At 49.6% G+C, this 16,379-nt stretch carries 17 protein-coding genes; 3 read left to right on the forward strand and 14 right to left on the reverse strand.

Going from position 1 to position 16,379, the window contains the following annotated elements; genetic code table 11:
- Nucleotide 1: 1 nt before the first annotated feature.
- From PSE_RS20310 to PSE_RS20325, 4 genes are all read right to left on the reverse strand, one after another.
- The gene (locus PSE_RS20310) at nt 2–718 is read right to left on the reverse strand and encodes a hypothetical protein (protein WP_083841594.1); all 717 of its coding nucleotides are present in this window, start codon (nt 716–718) and stop codon (nt 2–4) included.
- A 14-nt stretch (nt 719–732) separates the two neighbouring features.
- Entirely contained in the window at nt 733–993 is a 261-nt protein-coding gene (locus PSE_RS20315; RefSeq protein WP_008547676.1) for a RebB family R body protein, read from the reverse strand.
- A gap of 76 nt (nt 994–1,069) precedes the next feature.
- Nucleotides 1,070–1,651, reverse strand: coding sequence for an RNA polymerase sigma factor (locus tag PSE_RS20320; RefSeq protein WP_008547590.1), 582 nt, complete (start codon nt 1,649–1,651; stop codon nt 1,070–1,072).
- A 456-nt stretch (nt 1,652–2,107) separates the two neighbouring features.
- On the reverse strand, nt 2,108–2,656 hold the full coding sequence (locus PSE_RS20325; RefSeq protein WP_014286526.1) for an AAA family ATPase: 549 nt from the start codon (nt 2,654–2,656) through the stop codon (nt 2,108–2,110).
- Between the two features lie 515 nt (nt 2,657–3,171).
- Between PSE_RS20325 and PSE_RS20330 the strand changes: the two genes are divergently transcribed.
- Nucleotides 3,172–4,422 carry a site-specific integrase gene (locus PSE_RS20330; RefSeq protein ID WP_041768713.1) on the forward strand — a complete coding sequence of 417 codons (1,251 nt, stop codon included), beginning with the start codon at nt 3,172–3,174 and terminating at the stop codon, nt 4,420–4,422.
- A 494-nt stretch (nt 4,423–4,916) separates the two neighbouring features.
- On the opposite strand, the gene PSE_RS20335 is transcribed toward PSE_RS20330, so the two are convergent.
- From PSE_RS20335 to PSE_RS20360, 6 genes are all read right to left on the reverse strand, one after another.
- A complete protein-coding gene (locus PSE_RS20335) occupies nt 4,917–6,569 on the reverse strand; it encodes a BCCT family transporter (RefSeq protein WP_014286528.1) in 1,653 nt (550 codons plus the stop codon).
- Nucleotides 6,570–6,920: 351 nt separating this feature from the next.
- Nucleotides 6,921–7,232 (reverse strand): cupin domain-containing protein, encoded by a 312-nt coding sequence (locus PSE_RS20340; protein WP_208998000.1) that lies wholly within the window; start codon nt 7,230–7,232, stop codon nt 6,921–6,923.
- A 37-nt stretch (nt 7,233–7,269) separates the two neighbouring features.
- Nucleotides 7,270–7,512 carry a hypothetical protein gene (locus tag PSE_RS20345; RefSeq protein WP_014286530.1) on the reverse strand — a complete coding sequence of 81 codons (243 nt, stop codon included), beginning with the start codon at nt 7,510–7,512 and terminating at the stop codon, nt 7,270–7,272.
- A 4-nt stretch (nt 7,513–7,516) separates the two neighbouring features.
- Nucleotides 7,517–8,968 carry an aldehyde dehydrogenase family protein gene (locus PSE_RS20350; protein ID WP_014286531.1) on the reverse strand — a complete coding sequence of 484 codons (1,452 nt, stop codon included), beginning with the start codon at nt 8,966–8,968 and terminating at the stop codon, nt 7,517–7,519.
- Nucleotides 8,965–10,149, reverse strand: coding sequence for an aromatic ring-hydroxylating dioxygenase subunit alpha (locus PSE_RS20355; RefSeq protein WP_014286532.1), 1,185 nt, complete (start codon nt 10,147–10,149; stop codon nt 8,965–8,967). Before PSE_RS20355 ends, PSE_RS20350 begins: the two co-directional genes overlap by 4 nt.
- A gap of 91 nt (nt 10,150–10,240) precedes the next feature.
- The gene (locus PSE_RS20360) at nt 10,241–11,146 is read right to left on the reverse strand and encodes a LysR substrate-binding domain-containing protein (RefSeq protein WP_014286533.1); all 906 of its coding nucleotides are present in this window, start codon (nt 11,144–11,146) and stop codon (nt 10,241–10,243) included.
- A gap of 116 nt (nt 11,147–11,262) precedes the next feature.
- Between PSE_RS20360 and PSE_RS20365 the strand changes: the two genes are divergently transcribed.
- Together PSE_RS20365 and PSE_RS20370 are read left to right on the forward strand one after the other, a co-directional pair.
- Nucleotides 11,263–12,609, forward strand: coding sequence for an FAD-binding oxidoreductase (locus tag PSE_RS20365; protein ID WP_148266180.1), 1,347 nt, complete (start codon nt 11,263–11,265; stop codon nt 12,607–12,609).
- A complete protein-coding gene (locus tag PSE_RS20370) occupies nt 12,585–13,553 on the forward strand; it encodes a PDR/VanB family oxidoreductase (protein ID WP_208998001.1) in 969 nt (322 codons plus the stop codon). Before PSE_RS20365 ends, PSE_RS20370 begins: the two co-directional genes overlap by 25 nt.
- A gap of 469 nt (nt 13,554–14,022) precedes the next feature.
- Here PSE_RS20370 and PSE_RS20375 read toward each other — a convergent pair whose 3' ends face one another.
- The 4 genes from PSE_RS20375 to PSE_RS20390 all read right to left on the reverse strand — a co-directional run bounded on the left by PSE_RS20375 (nt 14,023) and on the right by PSE_RS20390 (nt 16,377).
- Complete coding sequence (locus PSE_RS20375) at nt 14,023–14,541, reverse strand: hypothetical protein (protein ID WP_051125998.1); 519 nt, start codon at nt 14,539–14,541, stop codon at nt 14,023–14,025.
- Between the two features lie 10 nt (nt 14,542–14,551).
- The gene (locus PSE_RS20380) at nt 14,552–15,037 is read right to left on the reverse strand and encodes a hypothetical protein (RefSeq protein WP_041768714.1); all 486 of its coding nucleotides are present in this window, start codon (nt 15,035–15,037) and stop codon (nt 14,552–14,554) included.
- Nucleotides 15,018–15,689: a hypothetical protein gene (locus PSE_RS20385; RefSeq protein ID WP_041768715.1), complete on the reverse strand. Its 672-nt coding sequence runs from the start codon at nt 15,687–15,689 to the stop codon at nt 15,018–15,020. Before PSE_RS20385 ends, PSE_RS20380 begins: the two co-directional genes overlap by 20 nt.
- Before the next feature lie 232 nt (nt 15,690–15,921).
- Nucleotides 15,922–16,377, reverse strand: a complete 456-nt coding sequence (locus PSE_RS20390; RefSeq protein ID WP_041768716.1) for a hypothetical protein — start codon at nt 16,375–16,377, stop codon at nt 15,922–15,924.
- Nucleotides 16,378–16,379: the final 2 nt, after the last annotated feature.

Raw genomic sequence — 16,379 nt, forward strand, 5'->3', positions numbered from 1 at the left:
ATCACTCACTCACCTCTTGAAAGGCAGAGATCGCATTGGTCACCATGGTGTTGAGCTCAGTCAGCGCCGGCGTTGCCGCAAGTGCTGGATCCTGCGCAATCTTGGCCGCCACAATCGCCTGCGCTGCCATAGAGATCTGCATGACCCCGTTCATATACGTCTCTGCATCCTGCGAAGCATGTCCACTGGACTGCTTGGTCATCACGTCTTCAGGCACCGAGATCATGGTCTCCAGACCCTGAAAGTTCTGGAAGTTCGTGAACTGCACAGCCTGAGTGATCTGATCATTCAAAGCAGGTGTCGCGGGCGCTGTGGTTGGCAACGGAGGATAGGATGGGCCTGACGTTTTTTCCGATCCCTTGCTGGCTTCTACGCCTTGCGACTGACCGCCTGCACCACCAGCACCAGTGGCAGCCTCAAAGCCAGCACCGCCAGCAGGTCCCTTTTCACTATCCATGATCATGGTTTGTTGCGCTCCGGATTGACTGTTGCTCTCACTTGCTGGGTTGACGGCTTGCTGTTCCGCCTGTGAGGACATTTTGACTGCCGGGGAGGATTGCTTCACATCCTGTGTTCTGGATGCAGCAGTGGCCTGAGTTGAGGAACGCAAACTATTATCACTCACGGGCCCTTGGAGCAGAGAGATCATGCGCCGACGACGCGTAATCGCATTCTCATACTCTTGAGAAGCTGTACTCTCACCTCTCTCCCTCACCATCAAATTCCCTCAAACTAGCCACCTGATGGGGTAGATTCAGAGCCAGACGTCGGACCGATCTCCATAATGAGCTGCACGCCCTTAGAAACTACGGCTGTCGAGATCTGGTTCATGGATTGCTGAGCATGGGTCGCATTCTGCACCGAGAGCCCCGTTGCATTGCTAACCACCTGATACAAATTAGCGATTGCCTGAGAGGGCGCCTCGCCCACCACCTTCACATTTGTCTGGGTAACGGCATCCGTCACCTGAGCATTTACAGTCTCTTCCGCCATGCTAGTGCCCTCGCAGTCTGAAATCGTTAACTATTCGGAAAGACGCACTCACATCTCTCCTGTGAACACAATCTGATCAATTGAACCGTCTGCGCTTCTTCTTGCGCGCATCCCGCAGCTTTTCACGCAGGAACTGCACCCGCTTACGCGCCAGTGCTTGGGAGATGTTCAGCTCCTCTGAGATGTCGCTGTAACTGCGATCCTCGGCAAACTTGAGAGAAAAAATCTGCTGGTAGATGACTGGCAACCGCTCCAGCGTTTTGCCAATCAGTGCAAGCTCTTCCTTTTGTGCCAGCAGAACTTCTTGCGGTGCCGCTTCCACCTCAGCATTGGCAAGGTGTTCATCGTAAACATCCTTTTCGCCGTCCCTGAACTGATACTCATAGCGCTTCTTGCGATACTGACTGATGAACTCGTTCTTGAGCGCATACATGAAGAACGCAATCGGCTCCCGCATATTCAGGGGACGCTGCTCAAAGTGAGACGCCACCTTGATGATGGTTGCTGACATCAACTCCTCGGCAGCATCCATGTCTCCACCCGTAAGGTGAAACGCCCTGCCAAAAATCTTTTTTCTATGCTCGTTCCAGTATTTCCAAACAGGCGTTAGATCCTGACGCCCATCAAGATGTTCAAGTCGTGTATTCTTGTAATACATCCGCCACACCTCAATGTATTACAGACAAACCTCAAGATAATTTCAGCAGGACATCACAGCAGGTACAGCAACACTGCCCCAGCGCTCTGATATCAACTTTAATTCGAGAGAAATTGTCCGTTTCGATACGATTGACGCTACGGATATTCTTGTTTTTGGAAAACCATCGCAATTTTATGGGTTGTATAATTTGATGCACACAACCTTTAGTAATAAAACTCAAACCAACTAAAAAAGCTTGATACGCTCCAGATACTTACGCCACTTCACCGTACATACTTTGCAGATTTACAACACAACCTGAAACACGATGCACGCCTGTTAACAACCTATAAGGTGTAATTCTAAACCTCACACAACCCGGAAAAGGCATAAGGCCAATCTCATAGACCGAGTTTCACCCTGCCCTTAATAGACAGCCCAACTCTCTTTTTGTGACATGGCCGATTCTGGAAATTAAATCTGGAGCGACCTTTCGGCCTGCTCAATCACAAACCGGGCACGCTCTTCAACTGGCGTCTGCGGCACTTCTATCAGCTCGTATCCAAACGCCCGATAGACAGCATCATTCGCTTCAAAGTCACGACAAGCGAACTCAAAATCGTGCGTCCGTTCCGCGTCACTCTCAAAGATTTTCTCCCATGGCGCACAAACAAACACCGGATCCGCAAACCGCCTCGCTCGCACAGCTGCAATCATCTCCTCTGAAACAGGAGCTCCGATGATCCTGTTATACGCAATGGCCTCAAGAAAGCTACGATCATGAAACACCACAGCATCTGGCGAACTTGGGGCAACATCAAAAGCCGCAGTTGATCGCTCAAACAGCAAATCCCGAAAAGCAACTGCATCCTTATCAGGAAGAGCCACTCCACCCGTCAACAATTGCTCACGAACCACCTGCCGTCCAACCTCCTCCCGGCAGTCGTACCCAAACAGCTTTAATGAGTTCAGCAATGTTGTTTTTCCGGCACCGGACGCACCAGTGATAACAAAACGCGGCATGAGACCTCGCTAAGACACGATCAGCAAAATTCGAACAAGGAAATCTAAGAGAAAGAAGCGAGCATCGGAAACAAGCTACGCACAAGCATCACAGGCTTATAAGCCTTTGTGAAACAGTCACCAATTTTCGGGGAGAAAATGGTGAGCCCGCACGGGTTCGAACCGTGGACCTACTGATTAAAAGGCGCTTCAGCATAGAACGCTCATTTGCGATTAATTGCGATTCATTACTATGAATCAAATAGTTGTAGAAAATTATTTGCTCTGACCTACCTTGCTTTTCGCGGTCAATCTCATACATTTGCTTACATAGTGCTGACACAGAACGGTGAGCAGCGAGGTTTTGACCTATAAAGGTTTGGATGGTGTTTTACACAGGTCCTAAAAGAAAACCTTAAAGGTCGTCACAAGCTGTCAGGCCGTCAGAAACAGCGGTAATCGGGGACGTATTTCAACTTCAATATTCATATGTGTGGTGGTTCTTGTCATGAGCCGTCAGCGGGAGAGGTGTGCCTGTGCCGAACTTAACGAAGCGAACGGTGGATGCTGCCAAGTCAACCAGCAAAAAACATTTCCTCTGGGATAGCAAGCTTAAAGGGTTTGGCCTTCAAGTGATGCCAAGCGGTGCAAAAACATTCGTTGTGCAATATCGCACACATGAAGGCCGCTCTCGTCGTATGAGCCTTGGTAAATATGGTGAGTTGACACCTGATCAAGCCAGAGGCCTGGCGACCAACGTGCTAGCAACAGTCCGTAACGGAGATGATCCCTTGCTAAAGCGGGAAAACAAACGAATTGCTCCCACGGTGAATGTTCTTCTTGATGTTTACATGAGCAAACATGTGCAGGTTCATAATAAGCCCAAGACAATGAAAGACATTGAGCGTCTCCTAAAGCGGTGTGTTCGTTCACGACTAGGGCACATGAAACTCAACTCCGTCAGGCGGCAGGATATTGCAAAGCTGCATTACTCGTTGAGAGCAACTCCTCGTCAAGCCAATCAGGTTCTGGCGGTCTTATCTAAGGCGTTCAATCTCGCAGAAGTATGGGGACTACGGCCAGAGCACAGTAATCCGGTTCGGTTGGTCAAGCGGTACAAAGAAAACGAGCGTGATCGTTTCCTGTCAGAGGAAGAGTTGCAAAGACTGGGGCGGACCCTTGAGCTAGCGGAGCATGAAGGGCTTCCCTGGATCATAAAAGCCGGGAAGGACACAGCCAAGCACTTGCTCAAGGATATTGCAAAGCGGAAGACACCTGTAAATCCGAGAGCTCTTTATTGCTTACGTCTGCTCCTTTACACCGGTGCGCGCTTGAGTGAGATCGCAACCCTGAAATGGAAGCATATTGATTTTGAATTGGGCACGATTGCACTACCTTCAAGAAAAGGGGATGAGCGCAAACCTCATCCAGTGAATAGCAGTGCCATCGAAATACTCTCTGAGATCCCACGAGTGGATGGTTCACCTTATGTGTTGCCCGGCTGTAAAGATCCGATACAACCTATTTCAATTGAAGTAATTGAGAATGCATGGCAGCGCATCCGCATCCATGCCAATATTCCTGATGTTCGCATTCACGATCTGCGCCACACGGTTGGCACCTTCGCAGCTCAAGCAGGCAGCAACGCCTTCCTCATCAGTCACCTTCTGCGCCACCGCAACGTGACCATCACCAATCGCTATGTGAACCATGATGCACACCCTATCCGGGTGTTGTCAGAGGCGATTGGTGAACGGATTGAAGCAGGATTGCAAAGAGGGGAGTGAGAGCTCGGTTCCAGGCCTATGGGAGGTGATTATTTGGATAATTGTGAGCACCGTATGAGGCTTTTAGGTGACCATTACCGGTCATTCAACCTAACTCTAGGCGCGTCCGGCTAGTGCTTGACTTCAACCACAGGTCGATTTTGATCAACTTGTCGCTGATGGCCGTCCGCATCAGCAGTAACTCAATGTTGATCTGGTTTTCCGCTGTGTAGCGAATGGTAGCAGCCTTTCTATTGCCTCTCCAGCAAATCTAGTTTTCGTTGATTGGTCATACCTTGCTGCAATGCAAGCTCTGGATCTTAATCCTAGTTCAGTTCATAGACTTCAGGACACAATATGAGCTCGTTGCTGGTATTGTTGAATTAGGAGTACAATGTAGCGGTTTATCTCTTGAACGGAGCTCCTGCTGCGGTTGGGTAAGACCGTGGTAGTGGGGCAGATAAGAAAATGCGCGAAGGTGTCACCATCGCGCACTTTAAGATCTTGAGAGCGTCTTATTCTGCAGGCACTAGCAGACCGAGACGTTCACGTTGCACATCACGAATAATCGCTTTGACGACAGAGATTCCCATGAGAGCAAGTACTGCTGAAAACGGCAGAGCACCAATAACCATCGCAGTCTGAATTGCTCCAAGACCGCCGAGGATTAAGAGTGCGCCAACAACCAACGCGAGACCGGTTCCCCAAAAGAGGATGTGAGGTCGGGCTTTGGGCCCCTCATCGCCTGCAGCATTGATGGTATTAATGACCAACACAGCTGAATCTGCAGTTGTGATCTGATAGGTCAGCAACAGCGCGACCACAATGATGGAGAAGATCCAGGCCATTGTGGGCCCTAAGATAACAGCAAGTGTCGCATAGAGCTGATCAGAAAGACCGGTGCCTGCAATCTCGTTCTGCGCAACACCGGAAAGCTCCAGATCAATCGCAGTTCCACCCAGTGCAGCAAACCAGATGAAGCACATAGCAGATGTTGCGATCATGGCACCAAGGACAAACTCGCGGATGGTGCGCCCCTTGGAGATGCGAGCCAGAAACACGCCAACAAATGGAGCAGATGCGATCCACCAGGCCCAATAGAACACGGTCCAGCCACCTTGCCAGTCAGACAGAGCCTTACCCGTAGCGGTGCCGTCATCATTCCAGACAGTCAGCAGCAAAGACGGCAGTGAGGTGACATAATCAAACACGCCTGTCAGAAGTGTCTGCATACCAAAGAAAGTAGACCCGAAGAACAGGAAGAAACTTAGCAAGAAGAAACTCAAACCCATATTCAGGTTTGATAGCCACTTAATGCCGCGCCCAACACCAGAAAGTGCAGAAAGCGTGGATGCTCCAAGGATGACGACAAGCGCAAAAATGATGCCAGCATTTGAGGAAGTTTGCTTGCCATCTGTCGCCACAGAGATGAGCCAGTCGCCAAAACCAATGCGATGCAGGCCTGCTACCAGCTGTTCAACCCCATAACCGATGGTTTGCGCAACGCCCAGAACGGTGGCGACAACAGCGATGATGTCGATAATCGCACCGGTTGTCCCAGAAAGTTTATTTCCGAAAAGAGAAGCCAGAGCTGAACGAATAGTCAATGGAAGACCACGACGATAAGCGAAAAAAGCAAGAGCCAGACCGCACAGAGTATAACAACCCCAGGCAGAGATTCCCCAGTGAAAGAAAGTCCATTTCATCGCAGAAGGTACAGTGTCCCAACTGTTTGCAGCAATATTGCCTTGAATGACGTCTGGATTATTCTGAAGATGATAAATCGGTTCGCCAGCAGCATAAGTCAGAAGACCGATACCAAGGCCAGCACCAAAAAGCATTGAGAACCACGAGAAAGTTGAGAACTCTGGGCGGTCATCATTTTTGCCCAGTCTTAAGCGCCCGGTTGCAGGGACAGCGGCCAGTGCCAGACATAAAACGATGTAAAAGGCCATCACATAGATGTACCAAAAGTTGAAGTTGGCTAAGAGAAAGCCGTTGATCTTGCCAAGGAAGGCGCCGGAGTGCTCTGGAAATCCAATCGCCCAGATCAGCAGCGCCCCAATTATAAATTTGGCACTGATTGTAACATCTTTTGCGAACCCGCTATAAAAACCACTGGTTGCGGTTTTTATAGTGAGTTCGGTGACAGGTGGTTTGATTGGCATAAATTCCTCCCATTTTGCCAAAGGAATTCGCTGCGTGAGAGAATTTTTTTCTTCTCAAATGCATGAGCGCATTCCATATTTTTTGAAGTGGCATGCCTTGCCAAAGTCTGCTCTCCTGCGTTTTCATCGCGAGGCCGTCCAGCAGTCTTTTTGCTTGGCTTTTGTTGTGTTTTGCCACTCTCGTGGATGTAAAGCTGCATGTTCCTTTCTTGACAGAATTGCGTTTCCTGCTTCAGGCAGAGTGTTGCCCTATGAGGTCACGTTTCCTCGGCAATGACCTCATCAATAAGAGCCAAACCGCCTGCTTTAATTTCTTGCAAGTGTTGAAGATAAGCAGCTCTGACTTCACTCCTATTCTGCGAGCCGGTCTTTCCAGTTTCCTGGATGAACCGTATAGAAAATGCGTGCTTTTGTGCCTCGGTAGACCAAACTAGTACCTTCGGGAATCCACATCACATCACCGGCCTGCGCGGTTAGCTCGCCGTCTTTTGTGCCCAAACGAAACTCACCTTCAATGACGTAAACAATTTCGTCATAAAGAACGGTCCATTCCACTTCACAGCTATCAAACTCCGCAAATCCGGCAGCCATGGAAGGGCTCAGGTCCGAGGAGATCGCACGTCCAACCCTTGCAATGCCCGGAGGGCCTCCGCGATGGGTCATTTTAACGTCAGCAGCTTTAATTACTCTTGCGCTCATTTTATTGGTAACTCAGCATGATAGCGCGGCCCTGCTCAGCAAGGCGGGCGTTTAAATGAGGGGCTTCAGGAGAGCCAGCCTCAAGAGCAAAGACAAAGGCATGGGTTAGGTAAAACCCGGCCGCATCTGTGTTTCCGGCAGTTTCACTTTGATTGCCAGCTTCTGTGTAAAGCCGTATCAAGGCGTCTCTGTCTTCTTTTGCGTGGGCGTCCAGCAACTCTCTATCCAGCGTTTCCCAGTTCATCGATTTAGCCTTTCAGTGAAATCGCGATGTTCTTGGTGCGCACGTAGTTGTAAAGCGCCTCAAGACCCTTCTCACGGCCAAAGCCGGACTTGCCCACACCGCCGAACGGAGTTGAAATTCCGCCTGCAAACCACTCGTTGACAAACACCTGACCTGCCCGCAATTTGCGGCCGATACGGTGTGTTCTCGCCAGATCCTTGGTAAAGACCCCGGCCACCAGACCAAACTCCGTACCATTTGCCAGAGCTATGGCCTCAGCATCACTATCGAAAGGAGTGATGCACACAACTGGTCCGAAGATTTCTTCCTGCGCAACACGGCTTGCCGGATCAACATCTGCCAAAATTGTCGGAGCCATGAAATAGCCCTGACGTTCCAGAATTGAACCACCAGCTGCAACACGCGCCCCGCTCTGCCGGGCTGTCGATGTTATCTCTTCAATGCCCTTCAGCTGAGCGGCAGAGATAACAGGCGTATGCTCCGGGTTTTCAAGACCGTGACCAACAGACAGGCCATTTGCTAATGCCGCCGCACGTTCTACAACATCTTCATAGATAGAGCGGTGAACAAGCACGCGGGACATCGCAGAGCAAACCTGACCAGCATTGTAAAAAATGCCACTTTGCAGGCTGGCGATCACAGTGTCGATATCAGCATCTTCAAGAACAACAGCAGCGGACTTACCGCCCAACTCCATCAAAGATGGCGTAACGGGACCTGCTGCTGCACGTAAGATTGCCTGACCTGTTGGCACTGAACCTGTGAAAACGATCTGGTCCACTTCAGAAGCGGCAACCAGTTTCGCACCAATATCGTGGCCAATGCCATTTAAGATCGAAACAGCACCTTTTGGAACATCAGCGCGTTCCAGCGCAACACCCAGCATCGCCAGACTGATCGGGTCAAGTTCAGGGGATTTGATGATCACGGAGTTGCCCGCTGCCATCGCTGGAGCCAGAGAACGGGCTGCAATGGAGACAGGGAAGTTCCACGGCACAATTTGCGCAGAAACGCCATAAGGCTCATAGACTGTGTAATCAACATAATCCGGGCCAAGCGGAATGGACTTGCCTTCAATCTTGTCGGCAACACCGCCATAATACTCAAAGTACTGAGCAGCCTCTTCAAATTCCTCATGCGCAGCACTGAGGGTTTTACCGCTCTCACGGCACAGAAGATCAGCACCCTCATCTGCAATTTTGCGGATCTCAGCAGCAATGTGCCACAACAAACCCGCGCGATTTGACGGACGCATGTCCGCCAGATCTCCACGTTCAAAACTTGCTCTGGCCGCTTCCAGTGCTTTGCCAAGGCTTTCTTCACCCGCCAGCGCACAATGCGCTAAATGCTCTGCGGAGCCCGGGTCTTCAACGGCAATACGGTTTCCACCGTCTCCCTCAACCCAGTTTCCAGCAAGGAAGTTGCGGGCAAGCCCATCTTTAATGAAGGCGCTCATACAGTGCGGCCCTTCTCAATTTGGGTCGCCACCCAGTGATGGAACGCATGGGTTGGACCATCCATAGCCGGGGAGAAGCGACCACCGTCAAACAACTCGCCATGACGACCCTTTTGCATACCTTCAACAACGAAGATGTCTTCCTTAAACACAGTCTTCCAAAGACCTGCGTTTTCGACACGAAGATCATCCAGCTCAGGAGCATCCTGAGGTGGCTTGGAATAATAGAGCTCGATATGCTCAACGGTATTTTCCAGATCCACCGGCTCTAAAATGATCGCAAAGACATGATCACGCTGTACACCGAGCAGAACGTTCGGATACACCGCAACATATTCAGAGCCCTCATCCCATTTATCACTCAATCCATTGAAATCAGGCAGAACACGCCCGTCCTCAGACTTCAGCTGGCGATAAACCAGTGAGCCCTGACCGGAATATTTGCCTTCTTTTTCAATATTGTAGTGATCTTCCAGGCGGGAGTAGCTATTCAGGCCCGGATGAACCCAGGGCAGATGATAGCTTTCGCAGTAGTTCTCAACCGCAAGCTTCCAGTTGCAGTTCACATTCAGCTTGAATGAGGCGGTCTCTCCACCGTGGAAAATTGGCTGCTCAAATTCCTTCCAGCGCTCAATTAAATCCGCATGAGCCTCTTCAAACTCAGGAGCAGTCTCATCAATGTTTACAAACACCACATCACGCCAGATGTGCGAGCGGATGCGGGTCAATCCGAGTTCTTTCAGATCAACATCTTCGTGGGTGTTCTGACCCGGACCGCCAATATGCGGCGTCGTGCGCAACTCTCCATTCAAACCGTAGCACCAGCTGTGATATGGGCAGCGAATTGCACCGCGGATCTTGGTTGGCTCTTCAACTAGGATCATGCCGCGGTGGCGACAGGTGTTCTGGAACACGCCAATTTCGCCGGTACGGTCTCTGACCATAAGCAGCGGCATACCGAGGAAATTGATCGGCTTTGCGTCCCCTGCTTCAGGAATGTCCTTACCAAATCCGATACCAGACCAGTTGGCAAACAGAACGGAGCGCTTCTCTTCGGCAAAGATAGCCGGATCAATATAGTGCTCGTTCGGCAGGCCCTTGGCGTGATTAACCGTTGTCAGCACGGAGCTCAGTTGATCAACATTGGCAGTAACAGGTGATGTTGGGTTATGCTTGTTCATTAGAACTCCTCCAATTCCAATCTATTTGGAACATGGAGGAAATTCAGAAGGTCTCTCAATATCAGAAAAGTTAAATCTCAGATGAGCTGAATTAATCTGTCTGACTTTTGACTTCTTTGACGAGCCAGTCGCGCAACAGTTTAGCCCCCCCTGATATTCCATCTTCTCTAGGACAAACTGCATGGAACCGATGAGGCGCAGATAGGACGGTGGGGCCAATCGGGATCAGTGCTCGAGTTTTTAGAAGCGGCCTGATGAGGCGTTGCCAGCCGAGGGCAAGACCCGCTCCATCCTGCGCAACTTGCAGGGCGATGGCGTAGTTGTTAACCCGGATACCATTTGCAATCGGGCCATCATATCCAAGTTGTTGAAACCAGTCGCTCCAGGATGTCCAGGTGCGATCTTCTGATTCCAAATGGATCAGACGTTGGCTTGCAAGTTCTGCAAGGCTGCATCCCGTCAGTGTGTCAGCCATGTCTTTGTTGCCAACGGGGACCAGACAATCGCGGTACAACTCCACCTGCTCAAAACGTCCGCCGGTTTCCTGACCGTATCGGATGTAAAGATCCAACTCCGGCACACTGCGAAAAGAGCGATCTACAACCACCTGATTCACTGTGATATCCGGATACTCCTGCCAAAACCGCACCACAGATTGAGAAAGCCAGAGCGAAGCGACTGCGGAGGTTGAACCGACAGTAACAACGTCATTTGCGTTGCGCTCTCTCACCGATTGCAGCCTCTGTGAGATCTTTGCAAAAGCAGAGGCAACGGTCTCATAAAGCTGCTCGGCTTCTTCAGTCAGCTCAACGGCTCTGTGTCCTCTGCGAAACAGCGAAACGCCAAGTTCTGCTTCCAAAGCTTTAATCTGATGGCTAACTGCTCCCGGGGTGACAGAAAGCTCCTGAGCTGCGTTTTTAAAGCTTAAATGCCTCGCTGCCGCCTCAAACGCGGCAAGCGTCGTCAGTGGTGGTAAATTGTAATAGCGACGGGCCATTTTGTTGTTCTCTCGGCTGTCAGATTAGATGATTTCACGTCACATAGTTTTTTTTTGATATTGAAGACAAGATCTTATTTTGTTGTGAAATACCTCTGAAATAGGAGGGTTTCAACTTGGGACATATCGGAGACATCGGCAAATTACCGCCCAAAGATACGCCATCGGGCTGGGTTCCATTAAGTGAACTTTCCGTCATGGGTATTGCACCGCACACAAATCCAGCAAGCAAGTTTGACTGGGTCGTGGTTGGTGCCGGCTTTACTGGTTTGGCAGCTGCTCGCCGGTTAGCTGAGCTAAATCCGGAACACAGCATTGCGCTGATTGAGGCCATGCCGATTGGCTGGGGTGCTTCCGGTCGCAATTCAGGTTTTGTGATTGATCTGCCGCACAAATTTGATCTCGACAGCGACGATAAAGAACGCCTTTCTGCCATTTTACGGCTTAACACTACAGCTCTTGCAGATCTTGAGCAGCACACACAAAACCATCAGATTGAGTGTGAGTGGTCTAAGGTTGGAAAGCTGCAAGCGGCAATGAACGAACGCGGTACCGCGAAGATGCAAGGCTTCATGAAAGCCCTTGATCGGATCAATGTGCCTTATTCGTTTTTGGATCGCGATGCGCTGCGTTCCATGACAGGTACGGGTATTTACACTGGTGCAGTGCACACATCAGGCGGCGTCCTGATGAACCCGGTAAAACTGGCACGCGGACTGGCAGGGTCGATGCCTGAAAATGTGCAGGTTATGGACGGATGTCCGGTCATCAACTTTTCGCGAGGAGATGATTTCAACACGCTGACTTTGCGTTATCAGGGTGTTTCAACGCAAATCCAAAGCCCGAAAACGCTCCTTTGCACCAATGCGTTCACGAGCGAATTCGGTTTCCTGAAAAACCGCATGGCTCCCGTTATTACCTTTGCATCCATAACACGCCCGCTGACTAATGAGGAAATGACCGCTTATGGCGGCGAGTTGGATTGGGGACTCACCCCCGCAGATCCGGGTGGAACAACCTTACGCATGACGCAGGATCGCCGACTGCTGATACGCAACCAGTATGATTATGCAGGCAACTATGGCGCCAAAGATGAGCAGTTGGAAAAGATTGTGCTGCAACACCGCGCCTCATTCCTTGCACGCTATCCGCAACTGGAAGCTGTGCCATTTGTGAGCACATGGGGCGGGATTTGCGGTCTTTCACGCAATCATGTGAGCTTCTTTGGTCAGGTAGCAAACAACGTCTGGAACTCGTCCTGTCACAATGGTGTCGGGGTTGCGCGCGGAACAATTTCCGGCCGACTGATGGCAGAAGCTGCCTCCGGACAACGTAGTTCCCTATTGGAAGATATGGAAAAAGTCTCTGGTCAACCCGCTTTAAACCCGCCTGATCCATTCCTGGGTCTTGGTGTTCGCACACGATTAAAACTTGCCGCATGGCAAAGCAGGGAGGAAGTATAATGGCAACTCACAGAGCCAAACTCATAAAAAAAACCGTGCTGAGTGCCGATACAACGGACTTTTGCTTTGCGCTTGAAGAGGGCCAGTTCACAGGTCTGGAACCCGGCGCTCATGTAGACATCCGCCTCAACGATGATCTGGTGCGCCAGTACTCCATTTGGAACTGGGACCAGAACGGCAAGTGGCTCAATGTAGCCGTGAAGCGCGAAGATGCAGGCCGTGGCGGATCTCTGGCCATGCACGCGTTAAATGAGGGCCAGAGAGTGCAAATCAGCATGCCGCGCAACCACTTTGTGTTGCAAGATGGTCCAAATCACAAAACCCTCATAGCTGGCGGCATAGGCGCTACTCCAATTTTCGCCATGGCGCGCCAACTGCAAAATTCAGGAGCTGATTTTCGGGTAATTTATCTCGTCCGTTCAAAAGAATTAGCAGCTCTAGATGATGCCTTTTCCTCGCTTAACCTTGGTGATCGATATCAGCTACACTGCGACGAGACTTCCGGTCCGATTGAGCTAAAAGAAGTGATGCAGTCCGTGCCACTAAATGGAGACATTTATACGTGTGGACCAGAACCGTTACTCAACGCCATTCTTGAAGCAGGAAAATCCCTGCGTGGCGGCACAATTCATTTCGAGCGCTTTGCAGCCTCTTCTGATGTAGACCACGGTGACAATACTGCATTTGAAGTTGAAATTGAATCAACTCAGGCGGTCTATCACGTTGGCCCGGATGACAGTATTTTAAGTGTGCTGAAACAGAACGGCATTCATGTAGATGTAGGCTGCGCCGAAGGCCTTTGCGGATCTTGCATGGTAGATGTTGTCAGCGGAGATGTGGATCACCGCGACGGCCTGCTCACTCCAGAAGAACAGGCCAGCAACGAAGTCATGTGCCTGTGCGTTTCTAGGGCGAAATCACCTAAAATAACGCTTGGGCTATGATGCAATAACGGGTTGCAGTTGCAGCCTTGAGACTGATTAGCGGCTTGAAGAACAGTGTTTTGGCTCATGATGACAGCTGTAGGCGTGAACATCTCTGCAGGCGAGACTAAGCATCTACGCTGAGAGGCATGCGAGCTCAAAGAGGTTGAGTCGGGGAAAATTAAACTCTCATACTGACGAGATCCCGCAGACGCAGAAGACAGCAGGCTCAGTCAAAAATTAAGTTACAAACGGATGGATGTATAGGGCTCACTCAACGACAGTTTTCTAAGTGTTAAAGTATCATACCGAAGAGCCCATAGCAGACGTTCATCGGCGCACTGGTATTCATAGGCGCGGCATGGCGCTGCGTGACCATTTGCGGACATTCGCAGGAGTCTGGCGCATCCTCAGCTAGGTCGGGTTTCAACTGTAAGTCGGTGTCTCAAGGCTCAAAATAGAGGAAGAAAACAAAGCCTCCTTAGTTGGACTAGACTTGTTCTAAATCAGAAGCAGGATCGTATCCCAAATTGTAAGCTGCCTCTCGCAAGGTCTCCGTCACGTCCTCAACTTCGCTCTTGTTCCAAACAGCGTCCACCAATAGAAATCTTTTTCCGTTGACATGACGATCATCAGTTGCCAGTTCAGACACGACACGGGAAGGTATGATTGCCGCACGTGTTACACGGTAATACTCATCAAAAAGAACAGCTGCGAGGAAATCGAAACCCTTAATTGATCTAATCGATGATAACTGCCTTGAGCGGTTTCTACTATGCAGGCGGCGGGCCTTTATTTGAAATCGAATACCTTCTGGATTGATTGCATCGTATGCCTTTTTCGAGTTTCGTTCTTGGCACCAATCAAAAGCTTCACAAAACAGGTGTTCCGCGAAGTCTCCCGTGGGGATGTTTCCCGATCGAAGCACGCCTCGGTTGCGCAACTCTTTCATCGTATCAACATGAAGCGCTAGTAGTTCATAGATTGATTTTTTAGGAAGATTGCCCACTGCCTGCTCCTTAGTTGGATCCGCTGAAAGCACCATTTTGCAAATGTGCATGAAAGTCAGCTGGGAAAATGGAACCGCTATTGGTTGGGTAGGTTTTGCTTCTCCAAGTCGTGAGGTTAACTACTTCTGCTATGTACGTTTCTTGCGCGTTAAGAAAAATAGATTGGTTATTGTATGATATTAGCCATTTTGAAGAGAGAGGTTGCCTAGCGATTGCTGCAATAACGTCATTCTTAACGTCGTTTGGCATTTCTGCGCCTACAAACGCAATTGAGTGAGCCAAGTCAGACTGCAAGGTCTTCATAAACTCTCGAACTGCGACTATCTTTAAATATTCCCGAGAGTTATCTTTTTCTTCTGCAAGATCCGATAACGTCTCTTCTGAGATATCGAGAATCTCTCTGTTTTTTCCAATGTCATTAATGCAAATAACGCGCCGATTGTTTTCTTTTTTTATAAGAGCGACATACTGCTCACTATTTATTTGAAACTTCATTACTATTTTCTCCTTGCTTGGATCGTCTGCGGTTCTGGATCTCGGTTAATGCCGCCGTCCAGCTTGGCTTTGCGGGCTTATAATTTGCGGCGGGGGGCGAAAGTGAATAAGCTTTGATGTAGTCAATGTTTAGCGGCTTTAGATAGCTTTCAGCAACGTCCCCGAATGCCATGACAATCGCATTGGGCAAAAGCGATATTTGCTTCCTAAGAAACTGATTTGTGCATGTGCTGTCTTGGGAGGGGCGCACTTTCGTGAGGACTGAGCATAGTCTAGCATTAGTCAACCATACATGGCGCAATTGCTCATCGAACGACATGCCCGGATATAGCTGATTTATGAACCATCTAGCGTTTATATGAAACGGACTGCGGCAAGAATTGAAGCAATCATAAGCAAATCCAGAGCTCTGTTTAAGGAACTGTTCCGAGTCATTGGTATGCTGGTAGCGTTCATCGTGTTTTGGGCTCCCAGGTCGCGAAAACACCATTACCAGTTCAACATCTTCAAGAGCTCCTGTTGCTCCGAGGAAACCTCTAGGTACATGGCCTGAATCAGGGACAAATTTTGCTTCTCGACATGTGCCAAAGTGAATGCATGGCGCATAGGCGGGCAACATCAATTCTTGAAGCTTTTTACCGGGAAGCTGCATAATCTACTCCTTTATCGGACTGAGGTCCATCTCACTGATGGGCTCATTGGGTCATCCAAAAAGCCAAGGATCGTTTTATGATCAGTGTAAACACAACCGCAGTAAGTGCAGCGATGGAGGCGTTTTCTTGCTAACTCTGACGGTAAGATTTCTTGCTCTTTTGAGGTTAAGTCTCGCTGCCTATGTATCTGATGGCCACTGCATTTTTAGGGCATTCCATCGTGAAATCTCCTTAGTTGGACTGCAATAAGTCGCAATTTCTCTTTCTGAACTCTTCGTCAGCCCTGTAAAGTCTGTCACCTCTCCACTGTTCTAAAGTTTGTGTCTTACTGTCACGAACTGGCATAATTTCACGAATAGAATTACGCCTCTGCACCCATTCCGCTCCGAGCAAGAAGTCTGGAGAGATGCCTTTTTTATGGTCTCTTATGATCCAACTAAAATGGTCATAATCTTTGGCGCTCATTTTCCCACCAATAGCGGCACTATATACGTCTTGAAGATTTTTCAGTCCGAGGCGGAAGAATATCTCGAATTTACCATTGTCGAGAATATCTGATAGAGCTGCACACTCCCATTGAGCGGTTCCTTTGCGCTGTTGCAATCTATAATCCAAAGCATATGCAGACGAGCTAAGTAGAACTGTGATTTGAATACAGGCGCTTAGCGCGGATAGACGCTTGATCATAT

Origin of the sequence: Pseudovibrio sp. FO-BEG1 (assembly GCF_000236645.1) — a bacterium.
GTDB lineage: Bacteria > Pseudomonadota > Alphaproteobacteria > Rhizobiales > Stappiaceae > Pseudovibrio.

Coding starts and splice junctions, on each gene's coding strand:
- PSE_RS20310 (WP_083841594.1), bottom strand. CDS start 718: ATGGTGAGGGAGAGAGGTGAGAGTACAGCTTCTCAAGAGTATGAGAAT.
- PSE_RS20315 (WP_008547676.1), bottom strand. CDS start 993: ATGGCGGAAGAGACTGTAAATGCTCAGGTGACGGATGCCGTTACCCAG.
- PSE_RS20320 (WP_008547590.1), bottom strand. CDS start 1,651: ATGTATTACAAGAATACACGACTTGAACATCTTGATGGGCGTCAGGAT.
- PSE_RS20325 (WP_014286526.1), bottom strand. CDS start 2,656: ATGCCGCGTTTTGTTATCACTGGTGCGTCCGGTGCCGGAAAAACAACA.
- PSE_RS20335 (WP_014286528.1), bottom strand. CDS start 6,569: ATGCCAATCAAACCACCTGTCACCGAACTCACTATAAAAACCGCAACC.
- PSE_RS20340 (WP_208998000.1), bottom strand. CDS start 7,232: ATGACCCATCGCGGAGGCCCTCCGGGCATTGCAAGGGTTGGACGTGCG.
- PSE_RS20345 (WP_014286530.1), bottom strand. CDS start 7,512: ATGAACTGGGAAACGCTGGATAGAGAGTTGCTGGACGCCCACGCAAAA.
- PSE_RS20350 (WP_014286531.1), bottom strand. CDS start 8,968: ATGAGCGCCTTCATTAAAGATGGGCTTGCCCGCAACTTCCTTGCTGGA.
- PSE_RS20355 (WP_014286532.1), bottom strand. CDS start 10,149: ATGAACAAGCATAACCCAACATCACCTGTTACTGCCAATGTTGATCAA.
- PSE_RS20360 (WP_014286533.1), bottom strand. CDS start 11,146: ATGGCCCGTCGCTATTACAATTTACCACCACTGACGACGCTTGCCGCG.
- PSE_RS20370 (WP_208998001.1), top strand. CDS start 12,585: ATGGCAAAGCAGGGAGGAAGTATAATGGCAACTCACAGAGCCAAACTC.
- PSE_RS20380 (WP_041768714.1), bottom strand. CDS start 15,037: ATGAAGTTTCAAATAAATAGTGAGCAGTATGTCGCTCTTATAAAAAAA.
- PSE_RS20385 (WP_041768715.1), bottom strand. CDS start 15,689: ATGCAGCTTCCCGGTAAAAAGCTTCAAGAATTGATGTTGCCCGCCTAT.
- PSE_RS20390 (WP_041768716.1), bottom strand. CDS start 16,377: ATGATCAAGCGTCTATCCGCGCTAAGCGCCTGTATTCAAATCACAGTT.